A 12547-nucleotide genomic window follows, 5' to 3' on the forward strand; every position below is an offset into this window, starting at 1 on the left:
CCGGGTGACGCCGCGCCGTCACACCTCTTCCGAGGCCGCGCTCCGGCGGTGCCACGCGCGCGGCGCCCGCCAGTGGAAGTGCATCGCGAACAGCCGCAGCACGAACGCCGTCACCACGGGCAGCGCGTACGTCGCGCCGTCGAGCGCCTCGAAGCGGAGCAGCAGCGCGGCCAGCGCGGCCCCGACCATCGCCGGCACCGCGTACAGGTCGCGGTCCCAGCGCAGCAGCGACGGCACCTCGTGCGCGAGTATGTCGCGCAGCACGCCGCCGCCGACCGCCGTGGCCAGCCCGAGCGTGGCGGCGAAGACCAGGCCCAGCCCGTGCCCGTACGCCTTGACCGTGCCCGTGACGCAGAACAGCCCGAGCCCCGCGGCGTCGAAGACCCCCACCGCCTTGGTGATCCGCTCGACCTCGGGGTGCAGGAAGAACACGATCACCGTGGCGATCAGCGGCGTGAGGAAGTAGCCGAGGTCGGTGAAGGCCGCGGGCGGCACGGCACCGATGATCACGTCCCGGATCAGCCCGCCGCCCAGCGCCGTGACCTCCGCCAGGACCGCCATGCCGAAGACGTCGAAGTTCTTCCGGACGGCGAGCAGGGCGCCGGAGATCGCGAAGACGAAGATCCCGGCGATGTCCAGCGAATGCTGGACGGAGGGGCTGAACAGGTCGGTGAGCACCAGACATTCTTACTCAGCCGGAAGCCCCTTCCGGACGCTCAGCCCGCCGGGGCCTCCTCCGGCGCGTTCTCCGGGTGGTGGCAGGCCACCTGGTGCCCCGGCTCCAGCGCCACCAGCGGCGGCTCCTGCGCCGCGCAGACCTCCGTCGCCTTCCAGCACCGGGTGTGGAAGCGGCACCCGGACGGCGGCGAGATCGGCGAGGGCACGTCGCCCTTGAGCAGGATGCGCTCGCGCTTGGTGCGCCGCTTGGGGTCGGGCACGGGCACGGCGGACAGCAGCGCCTTGGTGTACGGGTGCATCGGCTTGGCGTAGAGCGACGTGCGGTCGGTGAGCTCCACGAGCTTGCCGAGGTACATCACGGCGATGCGGTCCGAGACGTGGCGGATGACCGACAGGTCGTGCGCGATGATCACGTACGTCAGGCCGAGCTCGTCCTGGAGGTCGTCGAGCAGGTTGACCACCTGGGCCTGGATCGACACGTCCAGCGCGGAGACCGGCTCGTCCGCGACGACGAGCTTGGGCTTGAGCGCGAGGGCGCGCGCGATGCCGATGCGCTGCCGCTGGCCGCCGGAGAACTCGTGCGGGTAGCGGTTGTAGTGCTCCGGGTTGAGCCCCACCAGCTCCAGCAGCCGCTGCACCTCCTTCTTCACCCCGCCCTCGGGGGCGATGCCCTGCAGCTTGAAGGGCGCTCCGACGATGGTGCCGACGGTGTGCCGGGGGTTCAGCGAGGAGTACGGGTCCTGGAAGATCATCTGGATGTCGCGGCGCAGCGGGCGCATCCCCGCCACGCCCAGGTGGCTGATGTCCTTGCCCTGGAAGGCGACCCGGCCGCCCGTCGGCTCCAGCAGCCGGGTGATCAGCCGCCCCATGGTGGACTTGCCGCAGCCGGACTCCCCCACCACGCCCAGGGTCTCCCCCGTGCGGACGTCGAAGGTGAGGCCGTCCACGGCCTGCACCGCGCCGACCTGGCGGCGCAGCAGCCCCTTGGTGATCGGGAAGTGCTTGACCAGGTCCTCGACCGTGAGGAGGGCCGCGGGCCCGTCGTCCGCCTGCTGCGCGGGAATGGTCATCTCGTGGTCCTTCACAGCTTCGGCGCGATCTCTTCGGTCCAGATGCGGGTCCGTTCCTCCGCGGGCAGGTGACAGGCGGACCAGTGCCCGCCGCTCCCCGGGGCGCCGCCGCCGGAGACCGGGCGCAGCTCGGGCCGCTCCGTGCGGGTGACCCCGCCGGCGGGCAGGTCGGCGTACGGGCAGCGCGGGTGGAAGGCGCAGCCGGACGGCACGTTGATCAGGCTGGGCGGGGAGCCCTTGACCGGGATCAGCCGCTCGGTCTGCTCGCGGTCGATGCGGGGCATGGAGCCGAGCAGGCCCCAGGTGTAGGGGTGCTGGGGCTCGTGGAAGACCTTCTCGGCGGGCCCGCGCTCCACGCAGCGGCCGCCGTACATCACGAGGATGTCGTCGGCCAGCTCGGCGACGACGCCGAGGTCGTGGGTGATGACGACGACCGCCGAGCCGAACTCCTTCTGCAGGTCGCGGATGAGGTCGAGGATCTGCGCCTGCACGGTCACGTCCAGGGCGGTGGTCGGCTCGTCCGCGATGAGCAGCTCGGGGTTGTTGACGAGCGCCATGGCGATCATGGCGCGCTGGCGCATGCCGCCGGAGAACTGGTGGGGGTAGTCGTCCACCCTGCGGTCCGGCTGCGGGATGCCGACCCGGTCCAGGAGCTCGACGGCGCGCTTGCGGGCGGCCTTCTTGTCCGCGCCGCTGTTGTGCACCAGGTACGCCTCGGTGATCTGGTGGCCGATCGTGAAGTACGGGTGCATGGCCGACAGCGGGTCCTGGAAGATCATCGCCATCTCGCGGCCGCGCAGCCGCCGCACCTCGTCGGGGTCGGCGGTCATCAGCTCCTTGCCGTCGAGCCAGATCTCGCCGGAGATGCGGGCCTTGCGGCGGCCGTACTGGCCGACGGTGTGCAGGCCCATGATGCCGAGCGAGGTGACCGACTTGCCCGACCCGGACTCCCCGACGATGCCGAGCGTCCTGCCCTTCTCCAGCTGGAAGGAGAGCCCGTCGACGGACTTGACCAGCCCGTCGTCGGTGGGGAAGTGGATGCGCAGGTCGCGCACGTCGAGGAAGGCGGTGGGCGGCTGCCCCGGGTGCGGGGCGGGTTCGGTGGTCACGAGAGCCTCACTCGGGGGTCGATCACGGCGTACAGGAGGTCCACGACCAGGTTGGCGAAGACGACGGCGGAGGCGGTGATCAGCGTGACGCCGAGGATCATCGGCAGGTCGCGCTCGTTGATCGCCGCGACCGCGGCCTGGCCCAGGCCGGGCAGGCTGAAGGCCGTCTCGGTGAGGATGGCGCCGCCGACCAGCGCCCCGAGGTCCATGCCGAGCACGGTGAGGATCGGGGTCATGGTGGAGCGCATCGCGTGCTTGCCGATGACGACGGGTTCGGCGAGGCCCTTGGCGCGGGCCGTGCGGATGTAGTCCTCGCCGAGGACCTCCAGCATGGTGGCCCGGGTCAGCCGGGCGTACATGGCCGCGTAGAGGAAGGCGAGGGTCACCCAGGGCAGGATCAGACCGCCGAACCAGCCGCCGGGGTCGTCCGCGAACGAGGTGTACTCGCCCCCGACCCAGCCGAGCTTGTACTTGAAGACCGCGAGCGAGAGCAGGGCCGTGAAGTAGATCGGCAGGGAGACGCCGCTCAGGGCCACGGTCATGGCGGTGCGGTCCCAGACGGTGCCGCGCTTGAGGGCGGAGACGACGCCGGTCAGGACGCCGCCGGTGACCCACAGCAGGCAGGCGCCGCCGGCGAGCGAGAGGGTGACGGGCAGCCGGCTGGTCAGCTCGGGCCAGATGGGGCTCTCGTGGCGGAACGAGTAGCCGAAGCAGGGTGCCGGGCAGTGGATGGAGTCGCCCGTGCTGACGTAGTCCCGGCCGGCGAAGAGCCCGGTGACGAAGTTCCAGAACTGTTCGAGGATCGGCTTCCCGAGCCCCAGCTTCTGCCGGATCCCCTCGATGGCCGCCGGGTCCGCCTGTTTGCCGACGTACATCAGCGCGGGGTCGGATCCGGTGAACTTCGGGATCGCGAAGAAGATGCCGAAGGTCACCAGGATGACCACGAGCAGCATCACGATGACGGCGAAGAGCCGCCTGACGATATAAGCGAACACTGCGGTCGGCCCGGCGGCGGCCCGGAGGCGCCCCCCTGGGGAAGAGGGGGGCGTCCCCGGTCGTCGCGCTCGGCCCTCACCTGCCCTTCGTGCCTAGCGGCGGGTGCGCCGGCGGAGCGGACGGACTGTCACTTGACGACGCCCAGCGAGGCGTAGTCGTAGCGGCCGTTGTAGGCGTCGGCCGTGTAGACGTTGGTCAGCCGGGAGCTGCGCCAGATGATGTTCTTCTCGTAGGTGAAGGGCAGGTACCAGGCGCCTTCCATGACCTTCTTGTTGGCCTCCTGGTAGACCTTCCCGGCCTTCTCGGGGTCGGTCTCGGCGATGCCGTCGTCCAGCAGCTTGTTGACCGCCGGGTCGTCGAGCTCGGGGTAGTTCTGGTTGCCGCTCTGCTGGATGAAGCGGCCGTCCACGATCGGCTGCAGGAAGCCCTGGCCGCTGGGGAAGTCGGAGCCCCAGCCCATGATGATGATGCCGTAGCCCTTGGCCTTGACGTTCTTGGGCGAACCGATGATGCCGGTGCTCTGCGCGCCGTCGTACTTGTCGATCTGCGCGTCGATGCCGATGGCCTTCAGGGAGGCCTGCAGCGACTCCGCGGAGGCGACCTCCTGCATCTTGTTGTTGCGCACCGCGATGGTCGTCTTGAAGCCGTCCGGCTTGCCGCAGGCCTTCAGCTCCTCCTTGGCCTTGGCCACGTCGGGCTTGCCCTGCTTCATGTTGTACGGGTCGTAGCCGGGGTCGTGGCCCTTGACGGCCGGCGGCAGCATGCTGATGCCGATGTCGCCGCCCGCCTGCGGGCCGCCGCGCGCGGTCTGCAGCGAGGTGTGGTCGGCGCCGTAGATGACGGCCTTGCGGCAGTGCTCGTTGTCGAACGGGGCGACGGTCTTGGGGAACGCCGCGTAGCGGATGAAGCCGGTCTGCGGGTTGTCGACGTTGCCCTTGCGCTCCTTGAGGGCCTTCTGCCGGCCCGCCGAGCCCATGCCGGTGGCGTTGATGTCGAGGTCGTAGTCGCCCTTGATCAGCCGGTTGTCCATGTCGTCGGCGTTGGTGATCAGCGTGACGGAGATCTTGTCCGGCAGGGCCTTGCGGACCGGGTCGGAGTCCTTGCTCCACTTGTCGTTGCGGACCAGCTCCAGCCCCTTGTTCGGGCTGTACGAGACGAACTTGTACGGCCCGCTGGAGAACGGCTTCTGGCCGTAGCGCTCGGCGGTGTCCTTGTCGGGGCGGACCGGGGCCGCGGCGGGCAGCGCGAGCATCTGCAGGAAGTCGCCGTTGGGCTTGGGCAGCTTGAAGACGATCGTCTTCTCGTCCGGCGTCTCGATCGCCTTCAGGCCCAGCTTGTCCTTGCTCTCGTCCTTGTACGGGCCCTTGTAGGTCTTGTCCGGGTCCAGGACCTGCATCAGCCAGGTGGGGCCACCGGAGATCTTGTCGGTGGCCCAGGTGCGCTCGATGCCGTACTTGATGTGCTGGGCGGTGACCGGCTGGCCGTCCTCCCAGGTCACGCCCGGCCTGAGGGTGAAGCTGTAGGTCTTCTTGTCGGCCGAGAGCTTGCCGGTGTCGGTGGCCATGTCCGGCACGACCTCGGAGCTCTGGGCACCGGGCGCGGGCTTCGAGGTGACCAGGGTCCGCGTGTAGTAGCGGGCGAAGTCCCACATGAATCCGTAGTAACCGCGCTGCGGGTCCCAGGAGTCGGCGTCCTGCGTGCCGATGAACTTGAGCTCGCCGCCCTTCTTGTCCGAGGCCGTGGCGAGCTTGCCGACGCCGGCGTTGAAGCCCGCGCCCTTGCCGTCCCCGCTGCTGCTCTTGCTCCCGCCGCCGCCGCAGGCGGCGGTGGTGACCAGGGCCGCGACCACGAGGGCCGCCCCGGCGGCCGGCCTCCGCCTCGAAGTTCTCTGTGTTCTCAAGGTGTCGCGACCTCCGTGTTCGTCGCCGTCCGGGCAAGCGGGCGGCGGGTTTGCGGACGGAGCCTCCTGACGGACCGACAGGGGCGGTGGGACACGTGCGAGCCGGCGGAGCGGAGCCGCCGCGGGGCGGGGCGCTAGCGCGAACCCTTGGGATCCAGCGCGTCCCGTACACCGTCACCGAAGAGGTTGAAGGCGAGGACGGTGACGAAGATGGCGAGCCCCGGGATGATCATGAAGATCGGGTCCGCCTCGTAGTGGTCGACAGCTCTGGCGAGCATTTCGCCCCACGATGCCGTGGGGGGCTTGACTCCGGTACCGAGGAAGCTGAGGGCGGCCTCGGTGAGGACATTGGTGGGGATCATCAGCGTGGTGTACACGGTGATCGGCGCCACCAGGTTGGGCAGGAGCTCGCGGAAGAGGATGTAGCCGCGGCCCGCGCCGAGGCTGCGCGCCGCCTCGACGTACTCCCGTTCCCTCAGCGAGAGGGTCTGGCCGCGCACGATCCGCCCGATGTAGGGCCAGCCGAAGAAGCCGATCACCGCGATCAGCACGCCCATGCGCACGCCGGAACCGGTCAGCCCCCAGAGGGAGTCGGGGACCACCGACACCAGCGCGATGATGAAGAGCAGCTGCGGGAAGGCCAGCAGCAGGTCCATCACCCGGCTGATCACCGCGTCGACCCAGCCGCCGAAGAAGCCGGCGACGATGCCGAACACCGTGCCGATGACGACGGCGACGACGGCCGAGAGGAAGGCCACGAGCAGCGAGACCCGGGCCCCGTAGACGATGCGGCTGAAGACGTCGCGCCCGTTCGTCGGTTCGACGCCCAGCAGGAAGTCCGAACTGATGCCGCCCCAGTCGCCCTTGGGGGTGCTGAACAGCGGGTCGATCTGGTCCTCGTGGAATTCGTTGGGCGGATGGCCCAGCAGGCTCACGATCACCGGCGCGAGGATCGCCACCAGGACGAGCAGCAGGACGACGACACCGCCGGCCAGCGCGAACCTGTCCCGCTTGAGCCTGATCCAGGCGATCCGCCAGGGGGAACGGCCCTCGATGGCCTTGGCCGGGACGCCGGCGGCGACGTCGACGGCTGCGGTCTCCGCCGCGCCCGTGTCGTGCAGTGGTGCCGTCATCGTCTGAGGGACCCCTCTCGGCCGGTGCCGACCGGCCCAACGCCCGCCGCGCGTGCGGCTGGTTCACATCACTGGTGCGAAAGGTGCGATCGTGCGGGAAGTTCACGCAGAGCAGGCCGTGCACAGGACGTACGCGGGACCGTACGCAGGACCGGGAGTCCTTGTGGCGGGAGTCTTCAACGCCCCCGCGATCACCCGCCAGACCCGGTCGGCAAAGGATGCGCAACCGTGATGTGTGGAGAGGAGTTCCGTTATACGGACAACTGCGGCCCGTCGGCGGTCAGTAGACGCCGGCCTGAGGGGGCTGCGGAGGGTATCCGTAGCCCGTCGGCGCGGCCTGCGAGCCGCCCGCCGCCGCGCCCCCGTAGGCGTCGCGGTCGTAGAACGGGCGGGCGTTGGCCCGCATCCACATGGCGACCGGATCGTGCTCGTCCGACATCGCCACCGTGGAGACCGGCAGCCCCTCCGGGACCGCGCCGACCGACTGCTGCATCATCAGCCGCACGGACTCCACGGACCCCTGCGAGCTGTCGTAGAGGTCCAGGCCGATGGCCAGGTACGCGGTGCCGAGCGCGGGCTGCACCCAGGCGCGGCGCAGCGAGCGCACCGCGGGGGTGCGGTGGGCGTTCTGCCCGAGGAGGGCGTAGAACTGCGGGATGTCCACGCCGGGCTCGCTCACCCGCAGCGGGCCGGCCGGCAGCCGGTCCAGGCCGCCGGCGATGCGGCGCAGGTCGAGCCAGGGGATGCCGACGCCGCCGCCGGGCGCGTGCGGATTGAGCCACAGGCCCCAGCGGCCGGGGTAGAGGGCTTCCGCCACGTCCCGGCCGGAGATCACCTCGTGGGCCCGGTTCCAGCCGCTGGCCGCGAGCTCCTGCGCGGAGGTCACGCACGGGGCGTAGCCGAGCCCTTCGACCTCCATGTTGCCGTACTGGGCGTCGGGCGAGCCCGCCTGGCCGTGCCAGAGCAGCATCCAGACCCTGCCCTCGGCCAGCGAACGCAGCAGCTCCTCGTACGCGTCGTACCGGCCGGGCGCCACCTGGCGCAGCATCTGCTCCACGCCGCTCTCCGCGCCCGCGCTCACCTGGGTCCGCCTCTTCTCTCGGCCTTGACTGCTGCGACCCGGGAGCGCCGTCGCGCGCCCGTGGTCGTCCGACCAGCTTACGAGCCCGCCGGGGCGGACAGGGGAGGAGTCACAGGTCGCGGTCGTAGAACGGACGGATCCGGTCCCGCATCCAGTCGCCGACCGGGTCCCGCGCCACGTCCAGGAAGACCAGCTGGACGGGCCAGGGAACGGGCGCGGAGCCGAGGGCGCGGCCGACGGCGGACAGCGCCGCGGACCGGCTGCCGGGGTCCGGCAGGTCGAGCTCGATGCCGATGAACAGCGCCGGATCGGCTCCCTCGACGCTCGCGAGGGCGCGCCGCGCCGTGCGGACGACCCCGGCGGCGGCGAACTCCGGCCCGGCGGCCGCCAGGAAGGCCGTGGGCTCGTCCTGCCAGTCGGGCTCGAAGAGCCGCACGCGGCCGCCGGTGGCATCCCCGTCCAGGGCGGTGCGGCCGGCCCGGCACAGCCCGGCGACGGCGGGCGGCGGCAGCGGGGCGCCCACGGAGCCCTCGGGGTTGACGACGATGCCCACCTGCGGGGGCAGGCCCCGGGCGAACTCGACGGCCGGGGCGACGGCGTACGGCATCCGCTCGCCGGCGACCCTCAGGAACTCCCCCTCGGAGCTGAAGACGGGCACGAAGGCCTGGCCGCCGAGCTCCAGCGTGGGCAGGTCGAGGTCGGCGCTGTCCGGACCGCCGCCGGACGGGAGCGGGACCCACACGTGGCTGCGGCCGAGCGCCTCCACGATGCGGGGGCCCGCGCCGGGCACGCCCACGGAGGCGGCGAGCACCTCTTCGAGTTCATTGGCGGGCCAGCCGGGCGGGGCGGCCGCGGGCGCGCCGCCGCCGGGGGCCGGACTCCAGCCGTACTGCCCGGGGATGCTCATCTCGTCCAACTCGTCCAATGCCGCCCAACCACTCTCGACGAAGCCGCACATGCACCCTAACGGCTGTACCCCCGCCGGCTCCTGCCGGCTCCCGAAATCGCCGGTGATGTCCCAGGTCAGGGCGGGCCGTACGGAAGTCCGTCCGCTCCGGTCACGGCACTTACCGCAGTCACCGGGTTGCACAGGGACACCGCAGGTCACACGGTGATCGGGCAGCTGCCCTGCAGCGCCTCCGGCCGCCGCCGGCCCCGCCGGCCCGCCGGGTCCTCGCACCGAAGGGAACCCCCAGCATGCGTGTCAACAAGTTCGCCGCCTCGGCGATAGCCGTCGCCGCCTGCGGCTCCGTGGCCGTCGGCGTCGCGGGCCCCTCCCTGGCCGCCGTGAACGCACCGGACCCCGACATGTCCGTCGTGCTCCCGGCCACCGAACCGAAGTCCGCGGCCGCCGTCCACCAGCAGCTCGACGCGGTGGGACAGCTGGGGGAGGCGCTCACGCTGGTCTCCCGGATCGGCAAGGAGGCGCAGTCCAGGACGCCGGACACCGGCGCGCTCAAGGAGATGCAGCAGCGGCTGCGGTCGTCGGCGGACCGGCTCACGGACTCCCTGCGGCAGCAGTCCCCGCCCTCCTCGGGGCGCCCGGCGGTGGCCCCGCCGGACGACGTCCGCGACCTGCTGAAGAAGCTGCACAAGGCGATCGGGAAGCTGATCGACGCGGCGGCGAAGAGGGACTCGGCGGGCGTCCGGTCGGCGATCACGGAGGCCCTCGCCGTCGTGAAGGACCTCCTGGCCAAACTCCCCCTGGCGGAAGACGGCTCGACGCTGCCGGCACCGCTGCCGCTGTAGGCGGCGCCGGGGCCACCTCTGCGGCTCATGACCGCGCAGCGGCCCGGGCGGTGCCGGGCGCACCTACTCGAAGGTGATCCTCCGCAGTGCGTCCACCGCCCCGCGGTCCAGGAGGACCACCGAAGCGACCCCCGCCGGCAGGCGCCCGGGGCGCCCCGGGCGGTCCGGGATCAGCGGGTCCGGGATCAGCGGGTCCGACACCGTCGCGAGCAGCCGGGCCATCGCCCGCCGGTGCCGGCGGAAGGCGTACGGCGAGACGCCGCGGCCCCGCGCCGCCTGCCCGGCCAGCGCGGTCCCCGGCGGCACGTCGAGGAGGAGCAGGTGGGCCGCGCCGCCCCGGCGCCGTGCGTCACGGGCGACCCAGCGGCGGACCCAGCCGCGCTGCCCGCAATCGTGCACGACGGCACTCGCGGTGGAGCGCAGGGCGCGCCGCAGCGCCGCGTAGTGCGCGAGCCGGGCGAAGGGCCGGTAGGCCGCGTACGGCAGCCAGCGGGGTGCGTGCCGCTCCAGCCGCTCCCGGGTGTCCTGGGAGTCGACGCACCAGACGACGCCGTCCTGCGCGTCCAGCACGGACACGGCCCGCCGGATGAGCGTGGACTTCCCGCTCCCGGGCAGCCCGGAGACGATCAGCACGTCCCCCGCGGGGAAGCGGAGCTCCCCGCGGCCCGCTCCGGAGCGCAGGTCGAGCACCCCCGCCCGGGGCCGCGCCGCGCCGCTCTCCGCCGCGGCCGCGCCATGCGCCCGCGCGGGCCCGGCCGTCCCTGCCGTCGGTGCTGTTCCCATCCGTTCCGCCCCTCCCCCGGCCCCGGTCACTGCCCGTCACTGCCCCCTACCCACAGAACGTAAAGGAAAGGTAATCGAATTCGGGGGCCGCCAGGCAGTCCGTAACGCGCCCGTACGTGCAATGATGTGCGCGCCAACTGCGTATCCAACTGCATACCGGCCGCTCGAATCCGCGCGGGAGAGTCCCAGGCTGCACGCCACGCCGTGTGCGCTGGGCGCCGAAGGAGCAAGTTCCTCCCTTGAATCTCTCAGGCCCCGTACCGCGCGGACGAGGCAGATCTGAAAAGCGGGCCGCACCGTGCGCGGCTCCACCCAAGGTGCAAGCCGGGCCCCGCGTGTCGCGACGGCTCCCGGTGAACCTCTCAGGTTCCGATGACAGATGGGGAGGACGTCCTCACTGCCATGTCCGGGAGCCCACACCATGACCGACACCCCTCGCCGCACAGCCCTCGACGCCCTGCACCGCGAGCTCGGCGCGACCATGACCGACTTCGCGGGCTGGGACATGCCGCTGCGCTACGGCAGCGAGCGCGACGAGCACGTCGCGGTCCGCACCCGCGCCGGTCTGTTCGACCTCTCGCACATGGGTGAGATCACCGTGACCGGCCCGCAGGCCGCCGCCCTGCTGGACTTCGCCCTCGTGGGCAACATAGGGAGCGTCGCCGTCGGCCGCGCCCGCTACACGATGATCTGCCGCGAGGACGGCGGCATCCTCGACGACCTGATCGTCTACCGCCTCGCCGACGCGGAGTACATGGTCGTCGCCAACGCCTCCAACGCGCAGACCGTGCTGGACGCCCTGACCGAGCGCGCCGCCGGCTTCGACGCGGCCGTCCGCGACGACCGCGACGCCTACGCCCTCCTCGCCGTCCAGGGCCCGGCCTCGCCCGCCATCCTGAAGTCCCTGACGGACGCCGACCTGGACGGCCTGAAGTACTACGCGGGCCTGCCGGGCACCGTCGCGGGCGTCCCGGCCCTGATCGCCCGCACCGGCTACACCGGCGAGGACGGCTTCGAGCTGTTCGTCGCGCCGGGCGACGCCGTGAAGCTGTGGCAGGCCCTCACCGAGGCGGGCGCGGAGGCCGGCCTCGTGCCGTGCGGGCTCTCCTGCCGCGACACGCTGCGCCTGGAGGCGGGCATGCCGCTGTACGGGCACGAGCTGACGACCGCGACCACCCCGTTCGACGCGGGCCTGGGCCGGGTCGTGAAGTTCGAGAAGGAGGGCGACTTCGTGGGCCGCGCCGCGCTGCAGGCGGCCGCGGAGCGCGCCGGGGCGCAGCCGCCGCGCAAGCTGGTCGGCCTGATCGCCGAGGGCCGCCGCGTGCCGCGCGCCGGCTTCGCGGTGGTGGCCGGCGGCGAGGTCGTCGGCGAGGTCACCTCCGGCGCCCCCTCCCCCACGCTCGGCAAGCCGATCGCCATCGCCTACGTGGACGCGGCGCACGCCGCCCCCGGCACGCAGGGCGTGGGCGTGGACATCCGCGGCAGCCACGAGCCGTACGAGGTCGTGGCCCTGCCCTTCTACAAGCGGCAGCGTTGATCTTCCCCGTGGCTCGCCCGGGGGCTTCCCTGCCCTCTCTCGTCTCCCTCCGTCAAGACCCGTTGCACAAGCACTCACGCGCATCCAGGAGAATCTAGCCATGAGCAACCCCCAGCAGCTGCGCTACAGCAAGGAGCACGAGTGGCTGTCGGCCGTCGAGGACGGCGTGGCCACGGTCGGCATCACCGAGTTCGCCGCCAACTCCCTCGGTGACGTCGTCTACGCCCAGCTCCCGGCCGTCGGCGACACCGTCACCGCCGGCGAGAGCTGCGGCGAGCTGGAGTCGACCAAGTCGGTCAGCGACCTGTACTCCCCGGTGACCGGTGAGGTCACCGAGGCCAACCAGGACGTCGTGGACGACCCCGCGCTGGTGAACTCCGCCCCCTTCGAGGGCGGCTGGCTGTTCAAGGTGAAGATCACGGACGAGCCGGCGGACCTCCTCTCCGCCGCCGAGTACGACGCCTTCACCGCAGGCTGACCCCACCCCTCGCCCTCCCTCGCCCAGGAAGTC

General features: G+C 71.9%; 12 protein-coding genes and 1 riboswitch. Of the genes, 3 read left to right on the forward strand and 9 right to left on the reverse strand.

The genetic code is table 11. The features are described from left to right. Positions 1-18: 18 nt before the first annotated feature. The 8 genes from ACFPP6_RS24830 to ACFPP6_RS24865 all read right to left on the reverse strand — a co-directional run bounded on the left by ACFPP6_RS24830 (position 19) and on the right by ACFPP6_RS24865 (position 8874). Positions 19-678: a trimeric intracellular cation channel family protein gene (locus ACFPP6_RS24830; RefSeq protein ID WP_058046386.1), complete on the reverse strand. Its 660-nt coding sequence runs from the start codon at positions 676-678 to the stop codon at positions 19-21. 38 nt (positions 679-716) lie between these two features. Further along, entirely contained in the window at positions 717-1748 is a 1032-nt protein-coding gene (locus ACFPP6_RS24835; protein WP_382046353.1) for an ABC transporter ATP-binding protein, read from the reverse strand. A gap of 11 nt (positions 1749-1759) precedes the next feature. Beyond that, entirely contained in the window at positions 1760-2857 is a 1098-nt protein-coding gene (locus ACFPP6_RS24840) for an ABC transporter ATP-binding protein (RefSeq protein WP_382046356.1), read from the reverse strand. Beyond that, positions 2854-3852: an ABC transporter permease subunit gene (locus tag ACFPP6_RS24845; RefSeq protein ID WP_168092087.1), complete on the reverse strand. Its 999-nt coding sequence runs from the start codon at positions 3850-3852 to the stop codon at positions 2854-2856. The genes ACFPP6_RS24840 and ACFPP6_RS24845 overlap by 4 nt, the downstream gene beginning before the upstream one ends. Positions 3853-3980: 128 nt before the next feature. Then, positions 3981-5753, reverse strand: coding sequence for an ABC transporter substrate-binding protein (locus tag ACFPP6_RS24850; RefSeq protein ID WP_382046360.1), 1773 nt, complete (start codon positions 5751-5753; stop codon positions 3981-3983). A 134-nt stretch (positions 5754-5887) separates the two neighbouring features. Next, complete coding sequence (locus ACFPP6_RS24855) at positions 5888-6886, reverse strand: ABC transporter permease (protein ID WP_382046363.1); 999 nt, start codon at positions 6884-6886, stop codon at positions 5888-5890. Between the two features lie 280 nt (positions 6887-7166). Further along, positions 7167-7934, reverse strand: coding sequence for an enhanced serine sensitivity protein SseB C-terminal domain-containing protein (locus ACFPP6_RS24860; protein WP_336009266.1), 768 nt, complete (start codon positions 7932-7934; stop codon positions 7167-7169). A 142-nt stretch (positions 7935-8076) separates the two neighbouring features. Continuing rightward, positions 8077-8874, reverse strand: a complete 798-nt coding sequence (locus tag ACFPP6_RS24865) for an enhanced serine sensitivity protein SseB (protein ID WP_382046723.1) — start codon at positions 8872-8874, stop codon at positions 8077-8079. Between the two features lie 290 nt (positions 8875-9164). Here ACFPP6_RS24865 and ACFPP6_RS24870 point away from each other — a divergent pair, with 290 nt between their 5' ends. Next, on the forward strand, positions 9165-9716 hold the full coding sequence (locus tag ACFPP6_RS24870) for a hypothetical protein (protein ID WP_382046366.1): 552 nt from the start codon (positions 9165-9167) through the stop codon (positions 9714-9716). Between the two features lie 63 nt (positions 9717-9779). On the opposite strand, the gene ACFPP6_RS24875 is transcribed toward ACFPP6_RS24870, so the two are convergent. Next, on the reverse strand, positions 9780-10499 hold the full coding sequence (locus ACFPP6_RS24875) for an AAA family ATPase (RefSeq protein ID WP_382046369.1): 720 nt from the start codon (positions 10497-10499) through the stop codon (positions 9780-9782). A gap of 165 nt (positions 10500-10664) precedes the next feature. Beyond that, positions 10665-10772, forward strand: a riboswitch (glycine riboswitch). A 148-nt stretch (positions 10773-10920) separates the two neighbouring features. Between ACFPP6_RS24875 and gcvT the strand changes: the two genes are divergently transcribed. Together gcvT and gcvH are read left to right on the forward strand one after the other, a co-directional pair. Further along, on the forward strand, positions 10921-12036 hold the full coding sequence (gene gcvT / locus ACFPP6_RS24880) for a glycine cleavage system aminomethyltransferase GcvT (protein WP_382046372.1): 1116 nt from the start codon (positions 10921-10923) through the stop codon (positions 12034-12036). Positions 12037-12136: 100 nt separating this feature from the next. Continuing rightward, positions 12137-12514 (forward strand): glycine cleavage system protein GcvH, encoded by a 378-nt coding sequence (gene gcvH, locus ACFPP6_RS24885; protein ID WP_336009333.1) that lies wholly within the window; start codon positions 12137-12139, stop codon positions 12512-12514. The last annotated feature ends 33 nt before the right edge of the window (positions 12515-12547 follow it).

Source organism: Streptomyces aureoversilis (assembly GCF_042657885.1).
Taxonomy (GTDB): domain Bacteria; phylum Actinomycetota; class Actinomycetes; order Streptomycetales; family Streptomycetaceae; genus Streptomyces; species Streptomyces aureoversilis.

Bases quoted from the DNA above. Each gene is read 5' to 3' on its own strand.
- ACFPP6_RS24835 (WP_382046353.1), bottom strand. From the start codon at position 1,748: ATGACCATTCCCGCGCAGCAGGCGGACGACGGGCCCGCGGCCCTCCTC.
- ACFPP6_RS24855 (WP_382046363.1), bottom strand. From the start codon at position 6,886: ATGACGGCACCACTGCACGACACGGGCGCGGCGGAGACCGCAGCCGTC.
- ACFPP6_RS24860 (WP_336009266.1), bottom strand. From the start codon at position 7,934: ATGCTGCGCCAGGTGGCGCCCGGCCGGTACGACGCGTACGAGGAGCTG.
- ACFPP6_RS24865 (WP_382046723.1), bottom strand. From the start codon at position 8,874: ATGAGCATCCCCGGGCAGTACGGCTGGAGTCCGGCCCCCGGCGGCGGC.
- ACFPP6_RS24870 (WP_382046366.1), top strand. From the start codon at position 9,165: ATGCGTGTCAACAAGTTCGCCGCCTCGGCGATAGCCGTCGCCGCCTGC.
- ACFPP6_RS24875 (WP_382046369.1), bottom strand. From the start codon at position 10,499: ATGGGAACAGCACCGACGGCAGGGACGGCCGGGCCCGCGCGGGCGCAT.
- gcvT (WP_382046372.1), top strand. From the start codon at position 10,921: ATGACCGACACCCCTCGCCGCACAGCCCTCGACGCCCTGCACCGCGAG.
- gcvH (WP_336009333.1), top strand. From the start codon at position 12,137: ATGAGCAACCCCCAGCAGCTGCGCTACAGCAAGGAGCACGAGTGGCTG.